This window comes from Pseudomonas sp. VA159-2, assembly GCF_024126635.1.
GTDB lineage: Bacteria > Pseudomonadota > Gammaproteobacteria > Pseudomonadales > Pseudomonadaceae > Aquipseudomonas > Aquipseudomonas muyukensis.
The window spans coordinates 34,362-54,493 of record NZ_JAMYBV010000011.1 but is presented as its reverse complement, the minus strand read 5'-3'; the positions used below and the strand labels follow the sequence as shown (position 1 = coordinate 54,493).

General features: G+C 63.3%; 15 protein-coding genes. 3 read left to right on the top strand and 12 right to left on the bottom strand.

Going from position 1 to position 20,132, the window contains the following annotated elements:
- Nucleotides 1-3 precede the first annotated feature (3 nt).
- The 6 genes from NJG22_RS13115 to NJG22_RS13090 form a co-directional block, all read right to left on the bottom strand.
- Nucleotides 4-1,332: a sigma-54 dependent transcriptional regulator gene (locus NJG22_RS13115; protein WP_290444893.1), complete on the bottom strand. Its 1,329-nt coding sequence runs from the start codon at nucleotides 1,330-1,332 to the stop codon at nucleotides 4-6.
- Entirely contained in the window at nucleotides 1,329-3,233 is a 1,905-nt protein-coding gene (locus NJG22_RS13110) for an ATP-binding protein (protein WP_253095025.1), read from the bottom strand. The genes NJG22_RS13115 and NJG22_RS13110 overlap by 4 nt, the downstream gene beginning before the upstream one ends.
- A gap of 60 nt (nucleotides 3,234-3,293) precedes the next feature.
- The gene (locus NJG22_RS13105; RefSeq protein WP_038706667.1) at nucleotides 3,294-4,028 is read right to left on the bottom strand and encodes an amino acid ABC transporter ATP-binding protein; all 735 of its coding nucleotides are present in this window, start codon (nucleotides 4,026-4,028) and stop codon (nucleotides 3,294-3,296) included.
- Nucleotides 4,025-4,696 carry an ABC transporter permease subunit gene (locus NJG22_RS13100; protein WP_253095023.1) on the bottom strand — a complete coding sequence of 224 codons (672 nt, stop codon included), beginning with the start codon at nucleotides 4,694-4,696 and terminating at the stop codon, nucleotides 4,025-4,027. The genes NJG22_RS13105 and NJG22_RS13100 overlap by 4 nt, the downstream gene beginning before the upstream one ends.
- Nucleotides 4,697-5,443, bottom strand: coding sequence for an amino acid ABC transporter permease (locus NJG22_RS13095; RefSeq protein WP_253095021.1), 747 nt, complete (start codon nucleotides 5,441-5,443; stop codon nucleotides 4,697-4,699).
- A gap of 143 nt (nucleotides 5,444-5,586) precedes the next feature.
- Nucleotides 5,587-6,504 (bottom strand): glutamate/aspartate ABC transporter substrate-binding protein, encoded by a 918-nt coding sequence (locus NJG22_RS13090; protein ID WP_217853295.1) that lies wholly within the window; start codon nucleotides 6,502-6,504, stop codon nucleotides 5,587-5,589.
- Between the two features lie 335 nt (nucleotides 6,505-6,839).
- On the opposite strand from NJG22_RS13090, the gene NJG22_RS13085 reads away from it, so the two are divergent.
- A complete protein-coding gene (locus tag NJG22_RS13085) occupies nucleotides 6,840-10,973 on the top strand; it encodes an NEL-type E3 ubiquitin ligase domain-containing protein (protein ID WP_253095019.1) in 4,134 nt (1,377 codons plus the stop codon).
- Nucleotides 10,974-10,993: 20 nt separating this feature from the next.
- Here the strand turns inward: NJG22_RS13085 and glpD are convergent, their stop codons facing one another.
- The 4 genes from glpD to NJG22_RS13065 form a co-directional block, all read right to left on the bottom strand.
- Complete coding sequence (gene glpD / locus NJG22_RS13080) at nucleotides 10,994-12,532, bottom strand: glycerol-3-phosphate dehydrogenase (RefSeq protein WP_253095017.1); 1,539 nt, start codon at nucleotides 12,530-12,532, stop codon at nucleotides 10,994-10,996.
- A gap of 248 nt (nucleotides 12,533-12,780) precedes the next feature.
- Nucleotides 12,781-13,536 (bottom strand): DNA-binding transcriptional repressor GlpR, encoded by a 756-nt coding sequence (gene glpR / locus NJG22_RS13075; RefSeq protein WP_253095016.1) that lies wholly within the window; start codon nucleotides 13,534-13,536, stop codon nucleotides 12,781-12,783.
- Nucleotides 13,537-13,689: 153 nt separating this feature from the next.
- Nucleotides 13,690-15,189 (bottom strand): glycerol kinase GlpK, encoded by a 1,500-nt coding sequence (gene glpK / locus NJG22_RS13070; protein ID WP_253095014.1) that lies wholly within the window; start codon nucleotides 15,187-15,189, stop codon nucleotides 13,690-13,692.
- Between the two features lie 78 nt (nucleotides 15,190-15,267).
- Nucleotides 15,268-16,119 (bottom strand): MIP/aquaporin family protein, encoded by an 852-nt coding sequence (locus NJG22_RS13065; RefSeq protein ID WP_217853300.1) that lies wholly within the window; start codon nucleotides 16,117-16,119, stop codon nucleotides 15,268-15,270.
- A 304-nt stretch (nucleotides 16,120-16,423) separates the two neighbouring features.
- Here NJG22_RS13065 and ybaK point away from each other — a divergent pair, with 304 nt between their 5' ends.
- Together ybaK and NJG22_RS13055 are read left to right on the top strand one after the other, a co-directional pair.
- Nucleotides 16,424-16,894, top strand: coding sequence for a Cys-tRNA(Pro) deacylase (ybaK, locus tag NJG22_RS13060; protein WP_217853301.1), 471 nt, complete (start codon nucleotides 16,424-16,426; stop codon nucleotides 16,892-16,894).
- Nucleotides 16,895-16,993: 99 nt separating this feature from the next.
- The gene (locus NJG22_RS13055) at nucleotides 16,994-17,773 is read left to right on the top strand and encodes a PhzF family phenazine biosynthesis protein (RefSeq protein ID WP_253095012.1); all 780 of its coding nucleotides are present in this window, start codon (nucleotides 16,994-16,996) and stop codon (nucleotides 17,771-17,773) included.
- An 88-nt stretch (nucleotides 17,774-17,861) separates the two neighbouring features.
- Here the strand turns inward: NJG22_RS13055 and NJG22_RS13050 are convergent, their stop codons facing one another.
- Entirely contained in the window at nucleotides 17,862-18,971 is a 1,110-nt protein-coding gene (locus tag NJG22_RS13050) for an ABC transporter ATP-binding protein (protein WP_253095010.1), read from the bottom strand.
- The gene (argF, locus tag NJG22_RS13045; protein WP_253095008.1) at nucleotides 18,968-19,888 is read right to left on the bottom strand and encodes an ornithine carbamoyltransferase; all 921 of its coding nucleotides are present in this window, start codon (nucleotides 19,886-19,888) and stop codon (nucleotides 18,968-18,970) included. The genes NJG22_RS13050 and argF overlap by 4 nt, the downstream gene beginning before the upstream one ends.
- Nucleotides 19,889-20,132: the final 244 nt, after the last annotated feature.

Below are 20,132 nucleotides of genomic sequence, written 5' to 3'. Positions count from 1 at the left end.
CTTTCACCCAAGCCCGTACTTCTTCACCTTGTCAAACAGCGTGGTCTTGGCCATGCCCAGTTCCTGGCTGGCCTGGCTGAGGTTGCCACCGGTGCGTTGCAAGGCATCGCTGAGCAGGTTGCGTTCGAACGCCTCCACCGCCTCGGCGAAGCCCAGCCCCTGGCTGGCGCCGCCGCCGGAACCCTTCTTGAATGCGGGCAGGCCCAGGGCGTGGCGTTCGGCAACGTTACGCAGCTCGCGCACGTTGCCTGGCCAGTCATGGGCCATTAGCTGTGACAGGGTCTGGCTGTCTAGGGCCGGCGCCTCGCGGTCGAAGCGCAACGCCGATTGCAGCAGGAAGTGCTCGAACAGTTGCAGGATGTCCTCGCGCCGTTCGCGCAGCGGCGGCAGCTCGAGGGTGACAACGTTGAGCCGGTAGTACAGATCGCTGCGGAACTGGCCGCTCTGGCCAAGGGTGGCGAGGTCGGCCTTGGTCGCGGCGATCACCCGGCAGTCCACCGGGATGCTCTGGTTCGAACCCAGGCGCTCCAGGGTGCGCTCCTGCAATACGCGTAGCAGTTTGATCTGCAGGTTGACCGGCATGCTTTCGACTTCGTCGAGGAACAGCGTGCCGCCATTGGCGTGTTCGATCTTGCCGATGCGGCGCTTGCCGGCGCCGGTGAAGGCGTTGGCCTCGTGGCCGAAGATCTCGCTCTCGAACAGGTTCTCCGGCAGGCCGCCGCAGTTGAGCGCCACGAACGGCTGGCCCTGGCGTCGGCTGAAATCGTGCAGGCAGCGGGCGACCAGCTCCTTGCCGGTGCCGGTCTCGCCTTCGATCAGCACGTTGGCCGAGGTATCGGCGACGTTGGCGATCAATTCGCGCAACTGCTCCATGGCTGGCGAGCGGCCGATGATGCGACCTTCCAGGCTGCTTTGCTCGGCCAGTTGGCGGCGCAGGGCGAATACCTCGCGAGACAGCCCGCGTTGTTCCAGGGCGCGGCGTACCACGTCGACCAGGCGCTCCGGGGAGAACGGTTTCTCCATGAAGTCGTAGGCGCCGTTGCGCATGGCGCCGACTGCCATGTCGATGTCGCCATGGCCGGTGATCAGCACCACCGGCAGGCTACGGTCGCGGGCCTTGAGGCGGTTGAGCAGCTCCAGGCCATCGATGCCCGGCAGGCGGATATCGCTGACCACGATACCGGCGAAGTCGTCGCCGATGCGCTCGAGGGCCTGCTCGGCGCTGCCGACGCCTTCGCAGGCGATGTCTTCCAGGGCCAGCGCCTGCTGGCAGCCGAGCAGCACATGCGGGTCGTCTTCGACGATCAGAACGGTAAGAGGCGCTTGGTTCATAGGGGTTCAGCCAGTTCGCTAGGGGGCGTGACCAGGGGCAGGGCCAGGACGAACGCAGTACCGCCACTGGCGGGGTGTTCGACGCTCAGGGTGCCTTTGGCGGCGGCGGCCAGGCTCGCCGACAGGGTCAGGCCCAGGCCCAGGCCGTGCTCGCCCGGTTTGGTGGTGAAGAAGGGTTCGAACAGGTGCTTGCGCGCCTCGGCGTCGATGCCGTGGCCGTTGTCGCGCACCCGCAGACGGTATTTGTCGCCTTGTGCCTCACCCTCCAGCCACAGTTGTGGCAGGGGCTGGGTGGCCATGGCGTCGAGGGCGTTGCCGATCAGGTTGACCAGGATCTGCTCCAGGCGGGTCTGGTCGATGGCCAGTTGCTGGTCGTCGAATTGCGCGTGCAGTTGCAGGTGGCAGGCGCTGATGCGATTGCCCAGTACCTGCAGCGAGGCCTGCACCGCCTTGTCCAGCGAGGCCTGGCCGCTGTCGTCGCCGCGCCGGGCGAACGACCGCAGGCTGGCGGTGATACGGCCCATGCGGTCGATCAGGTCGTTCATGGTGCGCAGGTTGGCGCTGGCGGTTTCCAGGGCGCCGCGCTCGAGGAAGCGCACGGTGTTGCCGGACAAGGTGCGTAACGCCGCCAGTGGTTGATTGAGCTCATGGGCGATGCTGGTGGACATCTGCCCGATGGCGGCCAATTTGCCCGCCTGGACCAGTTCGTCCTGGGCATGGCGCAGGGTTTGCTCGGCATGGCGGCGTTCGCGAATCTGACCCTTGAGGCGTTCATTGCTGGCGCGCAGGTCGGCGGTGCGTTCGGTGATCTTGCGTTCCAGTTGGCTATTGGCCTCTTCCAGTGCTTCACGGGCCGCCAGGCGAGTGGCGATCACCTTGCGCCGCTCGTTCCAGGCAATGGCCAGGATCGCCAGCAAGGCGAAGGCGACACCCACCAGGATGCCCTGCACCATCGATTCGCGGCGCAAGTCCTGCAGCGGGGTGAGGAGGGTGAAGTGCCAGGGCGTGTCGGCCAGTCGTCGGGTCTGGGCCAGATAGGCCACCTCGCGCTGCTTGCCGTGCTCGGTCTCGCTGTTGGCCGGGAAGGTGAGCTTTTCCACGCCGTCGGCCAGGGTTTCCCGGGCCAGCGGTTGCAGTTCGTTGAGTGGCCACCAGTAGTACTGCAGGCTGCGCGCCAGGCGCTCCTTGATCTGCGGGTTGAGCGGACGCACCGACTTCAGCCGCCGCGTGGGGTCGCTGGAGAGGATGATGATGCCGTTCTCGTCGCTGACGAAGGCTTCCAGGCGCGCGCGCTGCCAGCGCTCCTCGAGGGTGTCCAGGCGTACCTTGATCACCGCCACGCCAATGATCTTGCCGTGCTCCTCCAGACCATGGGCCAGGTAGTAGCCGGCCTCGCCGGTGGTGCTGCCGATGCCGTAGAAACGCCCTGGCTCGCCGCGCACGGCAACCTGGAAGTAGGCACGGAAGGCCAGGTCTTCGCCAAGGAACGAGTCGGCATCGCGCCAGTTGCTGGTGGCCTGGACCCGGCCGGAAGTGTCGAGGACGAAGATCGCCCGGCTGCGGCTGCGCCGATTCAGGCCCTCGAGGTATTCGTTGACGGCCTGGCGGTCACCGGCGTCGGGGTCGGTGAGCAGGCGCGAAACGCTGTCTTCCAGCTCGAGCAGGCTGGGCAGGTAGGTGTATTTGCTGATCTCGCTCTCGACCGTGCGCGCGTGCAGCTCCAACTGGCGTTCGCCGGTTTCGCTGAGGGTGCGGATGCCGTTGCTCTCGCTGATCAGGAAGCCGGCCAAGCCCAGACCGACCATCAGCAGGATGACCAGGGGCGGGACGAGCAATTGGCGGATCAGACGGGATTTCACGGCAGGCTGGGCAGGGCGAAGGAGCGAAGGGTCGCATTTCATCACAGTGGCCTTGTCACCACCAGCATCGGCTGCCCGGCTGGGCCGGGCAGCGGCGCCTGCTTAGTGTTGCAGGATCTTGCTGAGGAAGTGCTGGGTGCGCTCGTGGCGGCCTTCGGGGTTGCCGAAGAAGTCTTCCTTCTGGCAGTCCTCGATGATGTTGCCCTTGTCCATGAAGATCACCCGGTTGGCGACCTTGCGTGCAAAACCCATCTCGTGGGTCACGCACATCATGGTCATGCCTTCGTGGGCGAGTTCGACCATCACGTCGAGTACTTCGTTGACCATTTCCGGGTCCAGCGCCGAGGTCGGTTCGTCGAACAGCATGACGATCGGGTCCATCGACAATGCGCGGGCGATCGCCACGCGCTGCTGCTGGCCGCCCGACAGCTGGCCGGGGTGCTTCTTGGCGTGGGCGCCGAGGCCGACGCGGTCGAGCAGGGCCAGGCCCTTCTTGGTGGCTTCCGCCTCGCTGCGGCCGAGCACCTTGCGCTGGGCGATGGTCAGGTTCTCGGTGATGCTCAGGTGCGGGAACAGCTCGAAGTGCTGGAACACCATGCCGACCCGCGAGCGCAGCTTGGGCAGGTTGGTCTTCGGGTCGGCGATGGAGGTGCCGTCGACCACGATGTCGCCTTTCTGGAACGGCTCCAGGGCGTTGACACACTTGATCAGGGTCGACTTGCCCGAGCCGGAAGGGCCGCAGACCACCACCACTTCACCCTTCTTGACCTCGGTGCTGCAGTCGGTCAGTACCTGGAAGTCCCCGTACCACTTGTTGACGTTCTTGATGGAAATCATACGGTGATCCTTTTTTGCAGGCGCTTGACCAGCCAGGAAGCGGAGAAGCTGATGATGAAGTAGATGACACCGGCGAAGATCAGGAACTCGTGGGAGCGCCCGATGATGTCGCCGTTGGCGCGAGCCGAATTGAGGAAGTCGACCAGGCCCACGGTGTAGACCAGCGAGGTGTCCTGGAACAGGATGATGCTCTGTTGCAGCAGCAGCGGGGTCATCTTGCGAAACGCCTGGGGCAGGATGATCAGGCGCATGCACTGGCCGTAGCTCATGCCCAGCGCTTGCGCGGCGCCCATCTGGCCTTTGGAGATCGATTGCACGCCGGCGCGGACGATCTCGCAGAAGTACGCCGCCTCGAACATCATGAACGCCACCACGCAGGAGGTGAACGCACCCACCGGGGTGTCTTCACCGGTGATCCAGCGCAGGACGAAAGGCACCGCCAGATAGAACCAGGTGATCACCAGCAGCAGTGGGATGGAGCGGAAGTAGTTGACGTAGGCGCCGGCGACGTTGGCCAGCAGCTTGCTCGACGACAGCCGCATCAACGCCAGGAGGGTGCCCAGGGCGATACCGCCAACCACGCCCATGACCATCAGTTGCAGGGTCAGCAGCATGCCGTCCCACAGGGCGGGCAGCGCGGGGATGATTTCGCTGAAATCCATTTCCATTTACTTGCCCCCCACGGAAATCAGGCCAGGCACGGCGACTTTCTTCTCGACCATGCGCATCAGCAGCATCAGGCCCATGTTCAGGGTGAAGTAGATCAGCGTGGCCAGGGTGAACGCCTCGAACAGGTTGGCGGAAAACTCGGCGGTCTGCTTGGTCTGCGCCAGCAGCTCCATCAGGCCGATCAGCGAGGCCACCGAGGAGTTCTTGAACACGTTCAAAAATTCCGAGGTGAGCGGCGGAATGATGATCCGGTAGGCCTGGGGCAGCAGTACGTTCATGTAGATCTGGGTCAGGCTGAAGCCCATTGCGCGCCCGGCTGACTCCTGGCCGCGGGGCAGGGCCTGGATGCCGGTGCGCACCTGCTCGCAGACACGGGCGGCGGTGAACAGGCCCAGGCAGATGACCACGCTGATCAGCGCCGAGGTGGTCGGGTTGAGGTCCTGCTTGAACCACGCCTGCAAGCCCTCGGGCAGCAGGTCCGGCACCAGGAAGTACCAGATGAACAGCTGCACCAGCAGCGGCACGTTGCGGAACAGTTCCACGTAGGCGGTGGCAATCCCTGACACCAGACGGTTGGGCACGGTACGCATCACGCCGAGGATCGACCCCAGCAGCAAGGCGATGATCCAGGCGGTGACGGCAATGGCGATGGTCCAGCCCAGACCGGTGATGTACCAGTCCAGGTAGGTTTCGCTGCCCACGCCGGTGGACTTGAAGAACACGCCCCAGTCCCAGTTGTAATTCATCGGGATTTCCCCTCAGACGATTGTTTCACGGGCACTCTCGAGCATCCGAAGGTGCAGGGCACCCTCGGATGAAAGGTTAGACACTTAATGAGTGGCCTGTCGGATCGATTCGCGCGGATGGGCGCCAGGCCACTATTTGCCGGTCAGGACTTCTTCTCGTCCGCGGCCTTGTCGGTCGGCTCGGCGATCAGCTTCTTCAGCTCGTCGCTCATCGGGAACTGCAGGTTCAGGCCCTTTGGCGGGATCGGCTGCTGGAACCACTTGTCGTAGCTCTTGTTGACCTCACCGGACTTGAAGTAGGCGACGATGGCCTCGTCGACCGCTTTCTTGAACGCCGCGTCTTCCTTGCGCACCATGCAGCCATAGATTTCGTACGACTGCGGGGTGCCGGTGATGACCCAGTCGGACGGCTTGCGGGCCTTGGCCATTTCACCGGCCAGCAGGGCGTCGTCCATCATGAAGGCCACGGCACGGCCGCTTTCGAGCATGTTGAAGGCTTCGCCGTGGTCTTTGGCCGAGATCACGTTCATCTTCATCTGCTTGTCGGCGTTCATCGCCTTGAGGATGCGCTCGGAGGTGGTGCCGGCGGTGGTCACCACGTTCTTGCCGGCCAGGTCGGCGAAGTCCTTATAGGACGGCTGGCCATCCTTGACCTTGGTCAGCAGGCGGGTGCCGACCTCGAAGATGCCCACCGAGAAGCCGACCTGCTGCTGGCGCTCGACGTTGTTGGTGGTGGAGCCGCACTCCAGGTCCACGGTGCCGTTCTGCACCAGCGGGATGCGGGTTTGCGAGGTGACCAGGTTGTACTTGACCTTGATGTCGGTGCCCAGTTGCTTTTTCAGGGCTTCGACGACGGCCAGCTGGATGTCGTGGGAATAGCCTACTGGTTCTGGCTTGCCGGCCAGGTAGGAGAACGGAATGGAGGAGTCGCGGTGGCCCAGGGTGATGGTGCCCGAATCCTTGATCTTCTTCAGAGTACCGGTGAGCTCTTCGGCCATGACCGGCGATGCGATGACAGCGGCCGCGATGGCGGCGCCCAGCAATTGACGAACGATGCGCATCAAATTTTCCTCGACGTGTTTGTTTTTTTTATGGAGCCGTTGGCGGACTCTTTCGTTCAACGAATACAGCATGAAGCGTGGTGCATTCGGCTACCAAGTGTAGAGCATGACTCGTGCCAAGCCCTGATGCCGATCATAACGCCGTGAAATTGCGGGGCATCCCTCTTTCATAACTATTTCTATGCCACTGGAAAGCGGCCGGGTTTCCGAACGCAGGCATTTTTATCGTTCGGTAATCCGAATGAATGGTCGGGCGCCGCTGCGCCGCAATAAGTACCACCGTTGTCGACGTCGCGCGTGATGTCCTTGCGTCTTTCAAGCCAGGAGATACCGCCATGCCGTCTGCCAACCCTTACCCGTGCGCCTCGGTCGATCATTTGATCGCCCGGCAGTTGCCCGTTTGGCTGAGCGAGGCTCAAACGCGACATCTAGAGCCCTATCGAAAGGCGTTGAATGCACAGCAGCAGGTTGCCGACCAGTTGCGCCTTGTGTTGAGCCGCATACCGAGCCTTGAAGACTTCGCCGCGCCGTTGCTGGAAAAGGCTCTGGCCGAGGCCGGGCTGGCGCATGTCGATTCGCGGCAGGCATTCACGGTGGTCACTGAAGAGTTCCCGCTCCCGTCGGCGGCGCCAAAGCTTCACCGGCCGACCATTACCTATACCACCCGCCAGTCGCTGCTTGCATCGGCGATGCACAATTTTGAAGCGCAAGAGGCCGAACCTTGGCTACTGCGCAAGGCCCGCCTGGTCGACGCCAAAAAGGTCAAGGTGAAGCTGTCTTACGAGCGTTTTGTCACCCTGAGCCGCACGCTGGACATTGGTGGGCAGTACCAGGCGCTGCTCAAGACCGTGCTGCAACCCAAGGCGGGCCGCGGCCAACCGGCGGATCAGGCTCGCAAGGCCATCGACCAGCTGTTTCAGGACAGCCTGCGCACGCAAATGAAAGCGGCCCTGTACGAGGGAAGGATAAAAGGCCAACTGGACGAGCGGGACTTGCAGCGCCTGTTGCCCGTGCTGGAGCGGCCGCCACTGCCAGCCTACCAGGGCGGCGCCCTGATCCCGCGCCAATTGTATGTGCTGGGCATCTGCATGGTCGGGATCATCACGTTGCAATGGCTACCTGCCCCGGATGCGCCCGTCGACGAAGTGATCGCCTGGATACCTGGCGACCCGGAGAAAAGCCTGCGGCATTACGACTCGTGGGAAGAGCTGTATGCCGATATGGGGACGCGCCTGCAAGACAAGTCGTTCCAGCGCTTCATCCGCGGATTCGTCAAGGCTCGGGATCGACAGCGCTTCGAGGCGGCACTGTCGCGCGCACAGAAGCGTGTGGTGGCGGGAGAGCCGCTGGAGCTGGATGGGCGCAACCTGCCGGTTGAGGGCGAGGTGTTCGCCCATGCGCAGGCACAGGTCCAAGCCAGGCTTTATGATGATGCGCGTTTCATCGCGGTGCCTACCGATGAAGAAGACCGCTTGAGCAGGCACAAGCGCTTGCAGGCGATGCAGTCGGCAGGGTTGGAGCTGCTGGGCTTGGCGGCGTTCGTGGTGCCGGTCGTGGGCGAGTTGCTGTTGGTGGTCAATGCTGTGCAGTTGCTCGATGAGGTCTATGAAGGCTACCAGGACTGGCGACTGGGTGATCGCCAGGGCGCGTTGGATCATCTGTTCAACGTTGTCCAGGGGGTGGTGCTGGCGGGGGCGACTGCCGGCGTGCTTCACGGCATCAAACGCTTGGCGTCGGTGGACGCGCTGGAGCCCAAGGTGGTACCGGGAGGCGGGCTCAGGCTGACGCGCAATCCGCACTATCCGCCCCTCGAAGACGACCCGTTGGTGCTGCTGCAGGATTTGCCGGGCGGCCATTTCGACCATTTGCATTCATCCAGGGGGCGTGTGCTGATGGATGCGACCGGCCTGCAGATCGACCAACTGCGGCGGTTGAACCTTGAGCGTGGTGCAGTGCCGGCCCGACTGCTGGACATGCACGAGCGTCTTGAACTACAGGCAACGCAACCCGAGCTGCGGGGCCCGGCACTGGAGCAGGCGCTGCAGCAGATGCGTGAGCCGCCTGCGCCTGGGCCCGCCAAACTGATGGCGGCTTTCGCCGGTTTGACGCCCAGGGGCGCTCAGGAAATCATCGACCACAGCAGTTCTGAGCTGCAGCAGCAACTGCTTAGCGGATCGAAGGTGCCGCTTGCGATGGCCGAACGCGCGCGTTGGTACGTCCGTGACAGCCGGGTTGACCGGGCCTGCCTGGGTATTCGGTTGCCGAAGATGCTCAATGCTGATGGGGAAAAACTGTTATTGGGGCTGATCGAGCGCAAGGCGCCTTGGCCGAGTTCGGTACGTGTCGAATTGCGTTCGGGTAGTCCAGAAGGTCTTTTGTTGTTCGCAAGCCAGGCCGAGGCGGCAAGCGAGACGAAGGTGATCATCAAGCATGACCAGAACTACGCGTTGGCTGGCCAACCGACAGGCAGCCGCGGTTCCTTGCTTCAATCGGTGTTGCAGTGCCTTGAACCTGACCAGAAGGTAGCGCTGGATAATGCCGATCTGCAGGTGGCTCAATTACGCGATGCGGTGCTCGAGATCGCAGCCAAGGAGCGTGAGCAAGCCGCGAAGCTGATAGGCCTTGTCCCTGAAGGGGCCGGCGTACGAGCGCCACGCCGCTTTGCCGATGGACGCCTGGCTTATCGGCTCAGCGGCGCAGGCGAAAGCAGTCGTCAGGCGATACGGCGAGGTATCCATCAGATTTTCCCTACCCTGAGTGAACTGCAGTTGGAAGCTTACATGGATGCGGTGCGCCAGCGCGGTGAAAACCTGTGGGATCACTATCAGATGTTGCAGCGCCAGCTTACCCAGCTGCGCGAGTCCCTGCGCCAATGGCAGGCCGATTGGCAAACGCCGATTGACGCCATCCGCCGTCGCCGTGTGGCCGATACGCTGCGCCGTAGTTGGCGACGTAAGCTGGTGGATGCAAACGACCAGTACGAGCTGAGCATAGACGGCGAGCAGGTCGATGCGTTGCCCAGCTTGCCTGAGGGAGTCGATTACGTGCACGTGCGCAGGCTGGTGCTGCGCAACATGCAGCTACAGAGCATCGACGCCTCGTTCCTCAGGTTGTTTCCCAATGTCGTCGATCTCGATCTTAGCGGCAATCGGCTGAGCAGCGTGCCTGAAGGCATCGAAGGGCTTACCCAGTTGAGAAGGGTTGATCTGGGCAATAATCAGATCATCCTGGATGAGGCAGGCGGCCGCCGTCTGGCAGGGTTGCAACTGCTCGACACGCTGATTCTCAACTATAACCCGCTCAACGGCATGCCCGACCTCTCTGCATTGCCGCACGTGCGTGACGTGCGCTTGCGCGCCACTGGACAGAGCGATATGCAACTGGTCCACCAGCGGGTCGCATTGCGTGCGCATATCGATCTTCGTGACAACCGGATCAGCGAATTGCAGCGGGAAATGCGGGGGTTGCGCCTACGTCTGCAACGGCTCAACTTGCATGACAATCCGCTCAGTGAAGGCAGCGTGACGTTTCTCGACGAGGCCCGTGAGGTCACCCAGCCCGAGGCCCGGGGCGGTGCGTCCTACGCGCATGAACCAGTGGATGCGCAGACTCGCATTGCATGGGTGACCAGCCGCGACGAAGCGCTACGCAGCCGCCGCGAATCCAGTTGGGACCGCTTGCAGGAGGAGCCTGGATCGGCAGGGTTGTTTCGTTTCCTTGCGGATTTTGCCGCGAGCGAGGATTTTGAAGCCCATCCTCGTCATTATCGTCGTCGTATCTGGCATATTCTCGACGCCTGCGAACACAACGAAGCATTGCGCGAGCAATTGTTCCGCGAGGCGGATGCCCCCCGCAGTTGCGATGACCGCTTGCTGTTGATGCTCAATCAGATGGAGGTAGGCATCCTGGCCTATCAAGGAATCGAAGGCGTACCGGTAGCCGTACGGGAAGCCCGCTTCTTGCGACTGGGTCGACAGCTGCACCGCCTGGACCTGCTCGATGAAATTGCCGCACGTCATGTGCAACGCATGCGCGCGGAGCGAGTGGTCGAGGTCGACGAAATCGAAACGCGGCTCTACTACCGTTTCCGCCTGGCAAGCGCCCTCGATTTACCGGCCTCCTCGGTCCAGATGCATTTCGCCTCGTTTGCCCACGTCAGCCTGGCCGACCTGAGCCATGCGCAACTGGAAGTGCTGAGGGCGGACACGTCGGTGGCCATGCTCGAGGCGCTGGTGCAGCGCCCTTACTGGCAGAACTACCTGCGCGACACCTACCCAGAACGTTTCCAGGCCCTGGCTGCGCCCTTCCATGAGCGCCTGGAATCGCTGGAGGCCCAGGCCACCCTGGGTCAGGAAAGCGACTACGCCCGGCGTGCTCAGGCATTGATGCACGAGCACGAGGCAGACGAGCTTGCATTGATGCGCAACCTGACCACCGAAGCCTGGGCGCGCCAGCGATCACAGGGCTGAGCGCTACGAAGCCTGCAGGATCAGGCGGCCTGGACGCGAGCCTGATGCTGCGGGCGCTGTTGCATGTAGTCTTTGAGCACTTGCTGTTCACTCGCGCTGGTGAACAAGCCCAGCTTGGTGCGGCGCCAGAGGATATCGTCGGCGTCGCACGCCCATTCCTGGCCGCACAGGTATTCCACTTCCCGGCTGAAGAGCCCACCGCCGATGGCCTGGCCCAGGTCATCCGGCCCCTGCACGCCATCGAGCAACTGCCATACGCGGTAGCCATAGGTGAGTGCCCAGCGTTTGGCTATTTCCACCGGCAACCAGCCGCAGCGCGCCAGCATGGCATCGATCAGCGCTTGCACGGTGGTCATGTTTTCGCCGCCCGGTAGCGGTGCCTTGGCGGTCCAGCTTCCACGCATCTGGGGAAAGTGTGGCTTGAGCTCGGCCATGGCCGACTCGGCCAGCTTGCGGTAGGTGGTGAGCTTGCCGCCAAATACCGACAGCAGCGGTGCCTGGCCTTCACTGGCCGACAGCGCCAGGGTGTAGTCGCGGGTGATGGCCGAAGGGTTGTCCGATTCATCGTTGCACAAAGGGCGCACGCCGGAGTAGGTGTGCAGGATGTCACTGCGGCTGAGCTGATGGTTAAAGTGCTGATTGACTACCTGTAGAAGATAGTCGGTCTCCTGCTCGGTGATCGCCACCTTGGCCGGGTCGCCGCTGTATTCGCGGTCGGTGGTGCCAATCAAGGTGAAGCGCTCCAGGTACGGGATGCAGAAAACGATACGCTGGTCTTCGTTCTGCAGAATGTAGGCATGTTCGCCTTCGTACAGGCGCGGCACGATCAGGTGGCTGCCCTGGATCAGGCGGATACCGTACGGCGCATCGAGCTTGAGGTCGTCCTTGATGAAACTGGCCACCCACGGGCCGGCTGCGTTGACCAGGGCGCGGGCACGGATGGTCTGCTGGCTGCCGTCGGCGTGTTGCAGTTCCACCTGCCACAGACCGTCGATGCGCTCGGCACGCAGGCAACGGGTGCGGGTGTGGATGTCGGCGCCTTTTTCCCGGGCGGCCATGGCATTGAGCACCACCAGACGGGCATCGTCGACGGCACAGTCGGCATATTCGAAGCCGCGGGTGATTGCCGGCTTGAGCGGGTAGCCCGGGCCGAAGCGCAGGCTGCGCGAGGCGCCCAGGCGCTTGCGCTTGCCCAGGTGATCGTAGAGGAACAGGCCGGCGCGAATCATCCAGGCCGGGCGCAGGTGCGGGCGGTGCGGCAGCACGAAACGCATCGGCTTGACGATATGCGGCGCCTTGGCCAGCAGCACTTCGCGCTCGGCCAGGGCTTCACGCACCAGGCGGAACTCGTAGTGCTCCAGGTAGCGCAGGCCACCGTGGATCAGCTTGCTGCTGGCCGAGGAGGTGTGCTGGGCCAGATCGTCCTTTTCGCAAAGGAACACTTTGAGGCCACGCCCGGCGGCATCGGCAGCGATGCCCACGCCGTTGATGCCACCGCCGATCACGGCGAGGTCGTAGCAGTCGTGCAGGGGGGGCTGGGACGAAACGGGCTGGGACACGGGCAAGGCCTCCTGGGGCATTCGCATCGAATGCGAACATTGATGTTCGTTTTCGAAAATACTAGCGCAATGAACAGGCGGCTGCCAGTCAGTCTTTATAGAAAAAATTGATCGGATGACAGGGAAATGAACATTTGTGAAAAGCACAGGTGAACGGTTTCAGATTTTCAGGGGGGAGACCGAGCGCCGTGCGGGCGGCGCACGATCTCACCGTCGACCAACGGCCCTTGGCATGCGCTCAGTGGCCCTCACACCACCTCAAGCCGGATCTTGTACTGGTTCAGCAACTGGCTGAGGGCGGCCGAAGGAGCCTGGTCGGTCACCAGGCAGTCGACCAGGTTGATCGAGCCCAGGCGTACCATGGCATTGCGGCCGAACTTGCTGGAGTCCGCGGCGAGGATGACCTGGCGGGCATTGGTGATAATCGCCTGGGATACGCGCACTTCCTGGTAGTCGAAGTCCAGCAGGCTGCCGTCTTCATCGATGCCGCTGATGCCCACCACGGCGAAGTCGACCTTGAACTGGTTGATGAAGTCGACGCTGGCCTGGCCGACCACGCCGCCATCGCGGCGCACCGTGCCGCCCGCCACCAGCACCTCGAAGTCGTCCTTGGCGGCGAGGATCGCGGCCACATGCAGGTTGTTGGTGATGACCTTCAGGTGGCTGTGGTTGAGCAGGGCGCGGGCGATGGACTCGGTGGTGGTGCCGATATTGATGAACAGCGAGGCATGGTCGGGGATCTGTTGGGCCACGGCTTCGGCGATGCGCTGCTTTTCGTCGCGCATCTGGTCGGCGCGCATGGCGTAGGCGGTGTTCTCGATGCTCGAGTCGTAGGCCGCGCCACCGTGGTAGCGGCGCAGCAGGTTGACCTCGGCGAGCTGGTTGATATCGCGGCGGATGGTCTGCGGGGTGACGACGAACAGCTGCGCCATCTCCTCGATGCTGACATAGCCGCGTTCACGGACCAGCTCGAGGATTTGTTGTTGGCGAGGAGGCAGATTCATGGGCGGTCCTTTGGGGCAGCCGGACAAATTCTGCAATGATGCCGTAGCTCGGGGTGTAGGACCAGCCTGGTAATTGCCTAAAGGGCCATCGCCGCAAGCCCGCTGCCACCACCGATCAGGTGGGGGCGGGCTTGCCTCGGTATACCTCGAGCCTCAGGCGTCGTGGTCTTCCCAGTCGCGGGTGCGGTCCACGGCCTTGCGCCAGCCCTTGTACAGTTTCTCCTTGGCGGCTTCATCCAGTTGCGGGCTGAACTCGCGCTCGATGATCGCCTTGTCGCGCAGCTCGTCCAGGCCGCTCCAGAAGCCACAGGCCAGGCCGGCCAGGTAGGCGGCGCCAAGGGCAGTGGTTTCGCGCATTTTCGGGCGCTCGACGCAGGTGCCGAGGATGTCGGCCTGGAACTGCATGAGGAAGTTGTTGGCCACCGCGCCACCGTCCACGCGCAGTTCCGACAGGCGCTGGCCGCAATCCTGCTGCATGGCGTCGAGCACGTCACGGGTCTGGTAGGCAATCGACTCCAGGGCTGCGCGAATGATGTGATCGACCTTGACGCCGCGGGTCAGGCCGAACAGCGCGCCACGGGCGTACGGGTCCCAGTAGGGCGCGCCGAGGCCGGTGAAGGCTGGCACCAGGTACACGCCATTGCTGTCCTTGACCTTGCTGGCGAAGTACTCGGTGTCGTAGGCGTCGTTGACGATCTTCAGTTCGTCGCGTAGCCACTGCACGGTGGAGCCGCCGTTGAACACCGCGCCTTCCAGGGCATAGGCCACTTCGCCGCGCGGGCCGCAAGCGATGGTGGTGAGCAGGCCGTGAGACGACTTGACCGCCTTGTCGCCGGTGTTCATCAGCAGGAAGCAACCGGTGCCGTAGGTGTTCTTGGCCTGGCCTGGCTCGACGCACATCTGGCCGAACAGCGCCGATTGCTGGTCGCCGGCGATACCGGCGATGTCGATGCCGCTCTTGGTCTTGCCATAGACCTCGGACGACGGACGGACCTCAGGCAGCATCTGGCGTGGAATACCGAGGATATCGAGCAGCTTCTCGTCCCACTGCAGGGTATGGATGTTGAACATCAGCGTGCGCGAGGCGTTGGTGTAGTCGGTGACATGCACCTTGCCGCCGGAGAACTTCCAGATCAGCCAGGTATCGACGGTGCCGAACAGCAGCTCGCCACGTTCGGCACGCTCGCGCACGCCTTCGACGTTGTCGAGGATCCACTTGAGCTTGGTGCCGGAGAAGTACGGGTCGGTGACCAGGCCAGTGGCTTGGCGAATGTACTGCTCGTGGCCGTCGCGCTTGAGCTGGGCGCAGATCTCGGTGCTGCGCCGGCACTGCCAGACGATGGCGTTGTACACCGGGCGCCCGGTTTCCTTGTCCCATACCACCGTGGTTTCACGCTGGTTGGTGATACCGATGGCGGCGACCTGGGCGTGGCTGATGCCGGCCTGGGCCAGGGCCTCGACCATGGTGGCGCTCTGGGTGGCGAAGATTTCCATTGGGTCGTGCTCGACCCAGCCGGCCTGCGGGTAGTGCTGGGCGAACTCGCGCTGGGAGGTGCCGACCACGTTGGCGTCACGGTCGAAGATGATCGCCCGCGAACTGGTGGTGCCTTGGTCCAGGGCAATGATGTAGTTCTTGTCCAGGGTGTCTGTCATGTCGATGGCCTTGCAAGAAATTGGAGTAGGTCAGGGCGTGGCGGTGCGGGCTGATTGGCCTCGGGCACGGCGTGGGCATCAGGAAACCTGGGTGTCACCCTGGGGATTATCGTTTGTCTGGGCTGTTTCGGCGTGCGCGCTCGGCAGGTTGCGGGCAATCAGGCCGCGGTACAAGGCCGCACCCAGGCTGGCGCCGAGAATCGGTGCGAAGATCGGCACCAGGAAGTATGGAATATCGCGGCCGCCGGTGAAGGCCACTTCACCCCAGCCGGCCAGGAATGTCATCAGTTTTGGGCCGAAGTCACGTGCCGGGTTCATCGCGAAGCCGGTCAGCGGACCCATGGCGCTGCCGATCACGGCGATCAGCAGGCCAATCAGCAAGGGCGCGGTGGCACCCCGTGGCAGACCGTTGTTGTCGTCGGTCAGGGCCATGATCACGGCCATCAGAATGGCGGTGATGATCACCTCGACCAGGAAGGCTTGGCCGGTGGACAGCGCCGGGTGCGGGTAGGTGGAGAAGGTCGAGGCCAGCTCGAGGCTGGCCTGGCTGCCACGGACCATGGCGTGGCTCTGTTCGAAATCGAAGAACAGGTTGCTGTACAGGAAGTACACCAGCGCGGCGCCGCAGAACGCGCCACAGACCTGGGCCAGCATGTAGAACGGCAGCTTGCGCTTGTCGAAGCCGGCGAACAGCGCCAGGGCGATGCTCACTGCCGGGTTCAGATGCGCGCCGGAAACGCCGGCGGTGAGGTAGATCGCCATGCTCACCCCGACCCCCCAGATAATGCTGATCTCCCATAGGCCGAAGCTGGCGCCGGCGACCTTGAGCGCGGCGACACAGCCGGTGCCGAAGAAGATGAGCAGGGCGGTGCCGAGGAACTCGGCCAGGCATTGGGCGGATAATGTCGGTTGTCGCAGTGCAGTCGTCATGTATGACCTCGGTTCTTGTTGTTGTGAGGCGCTGGGCGCTCGACAGCAAAATGCCCGGCATCAATCCCCATTGACGACGGGCGGGTACAGGAAGTGCACCTTATAAGTGCACCATTTATTCATAAACGAAAAAATATAGACAAGAAACGCTGATGTCAAAGGTCGAAAATGAACGTCTGGCCACAATCTGACTGCCAGGCCTGGGCATGAATCCATGGCCGCTGCTCTAACCTGGGGCTCGCGCTGGCTGGCGTGATGGATTTGCCCTAAAGTAGCCGCCGACCTGTGAGCCACTGGAGCCGCCATGACCCCCGCCCTGGACCTGTTGAAGAAAGCCCGTGCCGAGCATCGCGTGCACAGCTACGAACACGATCCGAAGAGCGCTTCCTATGGCCTGGAGGCCGCGGAAAAGCTCGGTCTTGACCCACAACAGGTGTTCAAGACCTTGCTCGCCAGCAGCGAAAAAGGCGAGTTGCTGGTGGCGGTGGTGCCCGTGGTCGGCAGCCTCGATTTGAAAGCCCTGGCCCATGCGGCGGGGGTGAAAAAATGCGAGATGGCCGACCCCCAGGCCGCCCAGCGCGCCACCGGCTACCTGGTGGGTGGGATCAGTCCGCTGGGCCAGAAGAAGCGCCTGCGCACCTTCATCGATCAATCGGCGCAACAATATGAAACCATTCATGTCAGCGCTGGGCGCCGTGGCCTGGAGGTGGAACTGGCGGCAGCGGTGCTGGCGACCCACACCCAGGGGCAATTTGCCGAAATTGGCCGCGGCTGATCATCTGTACTGATTCAAATTCCACGACTCTGTCACTGTTCGGTCCCGGGGCATTACTCCATGCTCTGGGCCTTTCTCGCCGAACACAGGAGTCGTGGCATGCAGCTGCATTTTCATCAGGTCGACGCGTTCAGTGACCGCCCCTTCGCCGGCAATCCGGCCATGGTCTACCACCTGGAACAGTGGCTCGACGACGGGTTGATGCAGCAGATCGCCGCCGAGCACAACCTGGCCGAAACCGCCTTCGTGGTGGCCGAAGACCAGGGCTACCGGATTCGCTGGTTCACCCCGAGCACCGAGGTGCCGCTGTGCGGCCATGCCACGCTGGCCACCGCCCACGTGTTGTTCGAGGTGTATGGCGAAACGGCCTCGCGCCTGGACTTGCAGAGCCGTTCCGGTCCGCTGAGCGTCAGCCGCGAAGGCGAGCACCTGTGGCTGGACTTTCCGCGGATCGATCCGCAACCGCTGGCAGAACCGCTGGCGGTGGCCGAGGCCTTGGGTTGCGAGGTGCAGGAGGTGTACCAGACCAAGGAGCTGATGGTCGTGCTGGCCTCGGAGCAGGCCGTGCGTGACTGTGCGCCGAACATGGCGGCGCTGGCAGATTTGCCAGGGCTAGGGGTGATCGTCACCGCCCCAGGCGAGCAACATGATTTCGTGTCGCGTTATTTCGCACCCGGCATTGGCATCCCGGAGGACCCGGTTACCGGATCGACCCACTGTTCGTTGATCCCGTACTGGGCGGCGCGTCTGGGCAAGTCCGAGTTGCGTGCCTTCCAGCGCTCGGCCAGGGGCGGGGAGTTGTTCTGCCGCCTGGAAGGGGCGCGGGTGAAGATCGGTGGTATGGCCCGGCGGGTGGCCAGTGGCACGCTGATGCTGTGATCTATCCAGGGCATGGCGTCGCTCGCTTCGCCTGCAAGGCTGGCGCCTCCCGGTCTGGTAGGGCCAGCCTTGCAGGCAATGACACGAGTCAGGGCGCCGAGCTGACCCGGCGTACCCCGTTGTCATGGCGTGCCAACTGCGCGGCAACGCTGCCGGGCACCGGGAACAGCACCAGGTGATCGGCCGCCACGGCAATGCCGACCTCCTGGCCGACCGGGTGGTCGTTATGGCTGGGGAAGATCGCTTCGAGCTGGCTGCCGGTGGGCAACTGCAGGCGATACAGGGTCGAGGCACCGAGAAAACTCTTGCCGGTGACCTGCGCGCGCAAGGTGCTGTCGGGCGCGTGGATGATGTCGTCGGGGCGCAGCAGCACGTCCACCGAGCTGCCGGGGGCCATGGTATAGGCGCGGTTGCCACGCAGCTCGCCGAGCTCGGTGGTTACCGCCTCGTGGCTGCTCATCTGGCCGCGGATGAAGTAACCCTGGCCGATGAAGCTGGCGACGAACGGCGTTTGAGGCTCGTGATAGAGGTTGTAGGGCGTGTCCCATTGCTCCAGGCGGCCCTCCTTGAACACCCCGACATGGTCGCTGACGGCGAAGGCTTCTTCCTGGTCGTGGGTAACCAGGATGGCGCTGGTGCCGCGGCTCTTGAGAATGTCGCGCACCTCGTGGCTCAGGCGTCTGCGCAGCTCGACGTCGAGGTTGGAGAAAGGCTCGTCGAGCAGCAGCAATTGCGGCTCCGGCGCCAATGCCCGGGCCAGGGCGACGCGCTGTTGCTGGCCGCCGGACAGCTCGTGCGGGTAACGCCCGCCGAGGCCGTCGAGCTTGACCAGGGCGAGCATTTCCTCGACCACTTCGGCCTGCTTGGGGTGCTTGCCGATGCCGAAGGCGATGTTCTGCGCCACGGTGAGGTGGGGGAACAGCGCGTAGTCCTGGAACACCATGCCGATCCGGCGCTTCTCCGGGGCCAAGGTGAAGCCGGCGCGGGAGATGACCTCGCCGGCCAGTTGGATCTCGCCCTCGTGTACCGGCTCGAAACCGGCGATGGCGCGCAGGGTGGTGGTCTTGCCGCAGCCCGAGGAGCCCAGCAGGCAACCGATGTCGCCTGCGTTCAGGTGCAGGTTGAGGTTCTGGACGATGCGCTGGTCGCCATAGCCACAGGCGAGGTCGCGCAGGTTGAGCAGCAGGGATTGACTCATGCGTGGTGGTAAGCCGGTTCTACAAGGAATTCCAGAAGGGCCTTCTGTGCATGCAGGCGGTTTTCAGCCTCGTCCCAGGCGACCGAACGGGGGTCGTCGAGCAGGTCCTGGCTGATTTCCTCACCGCGGTGGGCGGGCAGGCAATGCATGAACAGGGCGTCGGGTGCCGCCAGGTCGAGCAGTTCGCGGGTGACCTGGTAAGGCGCGAAATGCGCCAGGCGCCGTGCAGTTTCCTCTTCCTGGCCCATGGAAGTCCAGACATCCGTGGTCACCAGGTGGGCGCCACGCACCGCTTGCTTGGGGTCACGGACGATCTGCACGCGCTCGCCGCCCAGTTGCAGGAAGCGTGGGTCGGGGTCGTAGCCTTCCGGGCAGGCGATGCGCAGTTGGAAGTCGAACTGCAGGGCCGCCTCGATATACGAGTTGCACATGTTGAAGCCATCGCCGATCCACGCCACGGTCTTGCCCTGGATCGCGCCGCGATGCTCGACGAAGGTCTGCATGTCGGCCAGCAATTGGCAGGGGTGCGATTCATCGGACAGGCCGTTGATCACCGGCACCTTGGAATGGGCGGCAAACTCGGTCAGGGTGCTGTGGGCGTGGGTGCGGATCATCACCGCGTCGACCATGCTCGACAGCACGATGGCACTGTCGGCGATCGGCTCGCCACGGCCCAGCTGGGTGTCGCGCGGCGACAGGAAGATGGCCTGGCCACCGAGCTGGATCATGCCGGCTTCGAACGACACCCGGGTGCGGGTCGAGGATTTCTCGAAGATCATCCCCAGCACGCGGTTCTTCAGCGGCTCGAACAGCACGCCACGCTTGCGCAGGTCCTTCAGCTCGATGCCTCGGCGGATCACACCGAGCAATTCGTCGGTGGTGAAATCCAGCAGGGAGAGAAAGTGCCTAGCGCTCATGATTGACTACCTTATCTGCAACGTTTTGCAGGTCGACCGTATGGTTTTTGTTGACAACGGAGGTGACCTGCGGCGTAAGCCGCACGGGGCGGACGGAATAGGGAAAGGCGCAATACTATAATTAAATGTCGCCTGAAACCAAGAGGGGAAACGCTGCCACTGTTTCAAAGGGTGTCGTAAGCCTTTGGCAGGCAGCCGTTTTTTATTTGCTACAGAGGTTGTACACGGCTTGGCGCGGCTTTGG

Excerpts from the sequence above, each read along its gene's own strand:
- NJG22_RS13115 (WP_290444893.1), bottom strand. The coding sequence starts at position 1,332 with ATGAACCAAGCGCCTCTTACCGTTCTGATCGTCGAAGACGACCCGCAT.
- NJG22_RS13110 (WP_253095025.1), bottom strand. The coding sequence starts at position 3,233 with ATGAAATGCGACCCTTCGCTCCTTCGCCCTGCCCAGCCTGCCGTGAAA.
- NJG22_RS13105 (WP_038706667.1), bottom strand. The coding sequence starts at position 4,028 with ATGATTTCCATCAAGAACGTCAACAAGTGGTACGGGGACTTCCAGGTA.
- NJG22_RS13100 (WP_253095023.1), bottom strand. The coding sequence starts at position 4,696 with ATGGAAATGGATTTCAGCGAAATCATCCCCGCGCTGCCCGCCCTGTGG.
- NJG22_RS13095 (WP_253095021.1), bottom strand. The coding sequence starts at position 5,443 with ATGAATTACAACTGGGACTGGGGCGTGTTCTTCAAGTCCACCGGCGTG.
- NJG22_RS13090 (WP_217853295.1), bottom strand. The coding sequence starts at position 6,504 with ATGCGCATCGTTCGTCAATTGCTGGGCGCCGCCATCGCGGCCGCTGTC.
- NJG22_RS13085 (WP_253095019.1), top strand. The coding sequence starts at position 6,840 with ATGCCGTCTGCCAACCCTTACCCGTGCGCCTCGGTCGATCATTTGATC.
- glpR (WP_253095016.1), bottom strand. The coding sequence starts at position 13,536 with ATGAATCTGCCTCCTCGCCAACAACAAATCCTCGAGCTGGTCCGTGAA.
- glpK (WP_253095014.1), bottom strand. The coding sequence starts at position 15,189 with ATGACAGACACCCTGGACAAGAACTACATCATTGCCCTGGACCAAGGC.
- NJG22_RS13065 (WP_217853300.1), bottom strand. The coding sequence starts at position 16,119 with ATGACGACTGCACTGCGACAACCGACATTATCCGCCCAATGCCTGGCC.
- ybaK (WP_217853301.1), top strand. The coding sequence starts at position 16,424 with ATGACCCCCGCCCTGGACCTGTTGAAGAAAGCCCGTGCCGAGCATCGC.
- NJG22_RS13055 (WP_253095012.1), top strand. The coding sequence starts at position 16,994 with ATGCAGCTGCATTTTCATCAGGTCGACGCGTTCAGTGACCGCCCCTTC.
- NJG22_RS13050 (WP_253095010.1), bottom strand. The coding sequence starts at position 18,971 with ATGAGTCAATCCCTGCTGCTCAACCTGCGCGACCTCGCCTGTGGCTAT.
- argF (WP_253095008.1), bottom strand. The coding sequence starts at position 19,888 with ATGAGCGCTAGGCACTTTCTCTCCCTGCTGGATTTCACCACCGACGAA.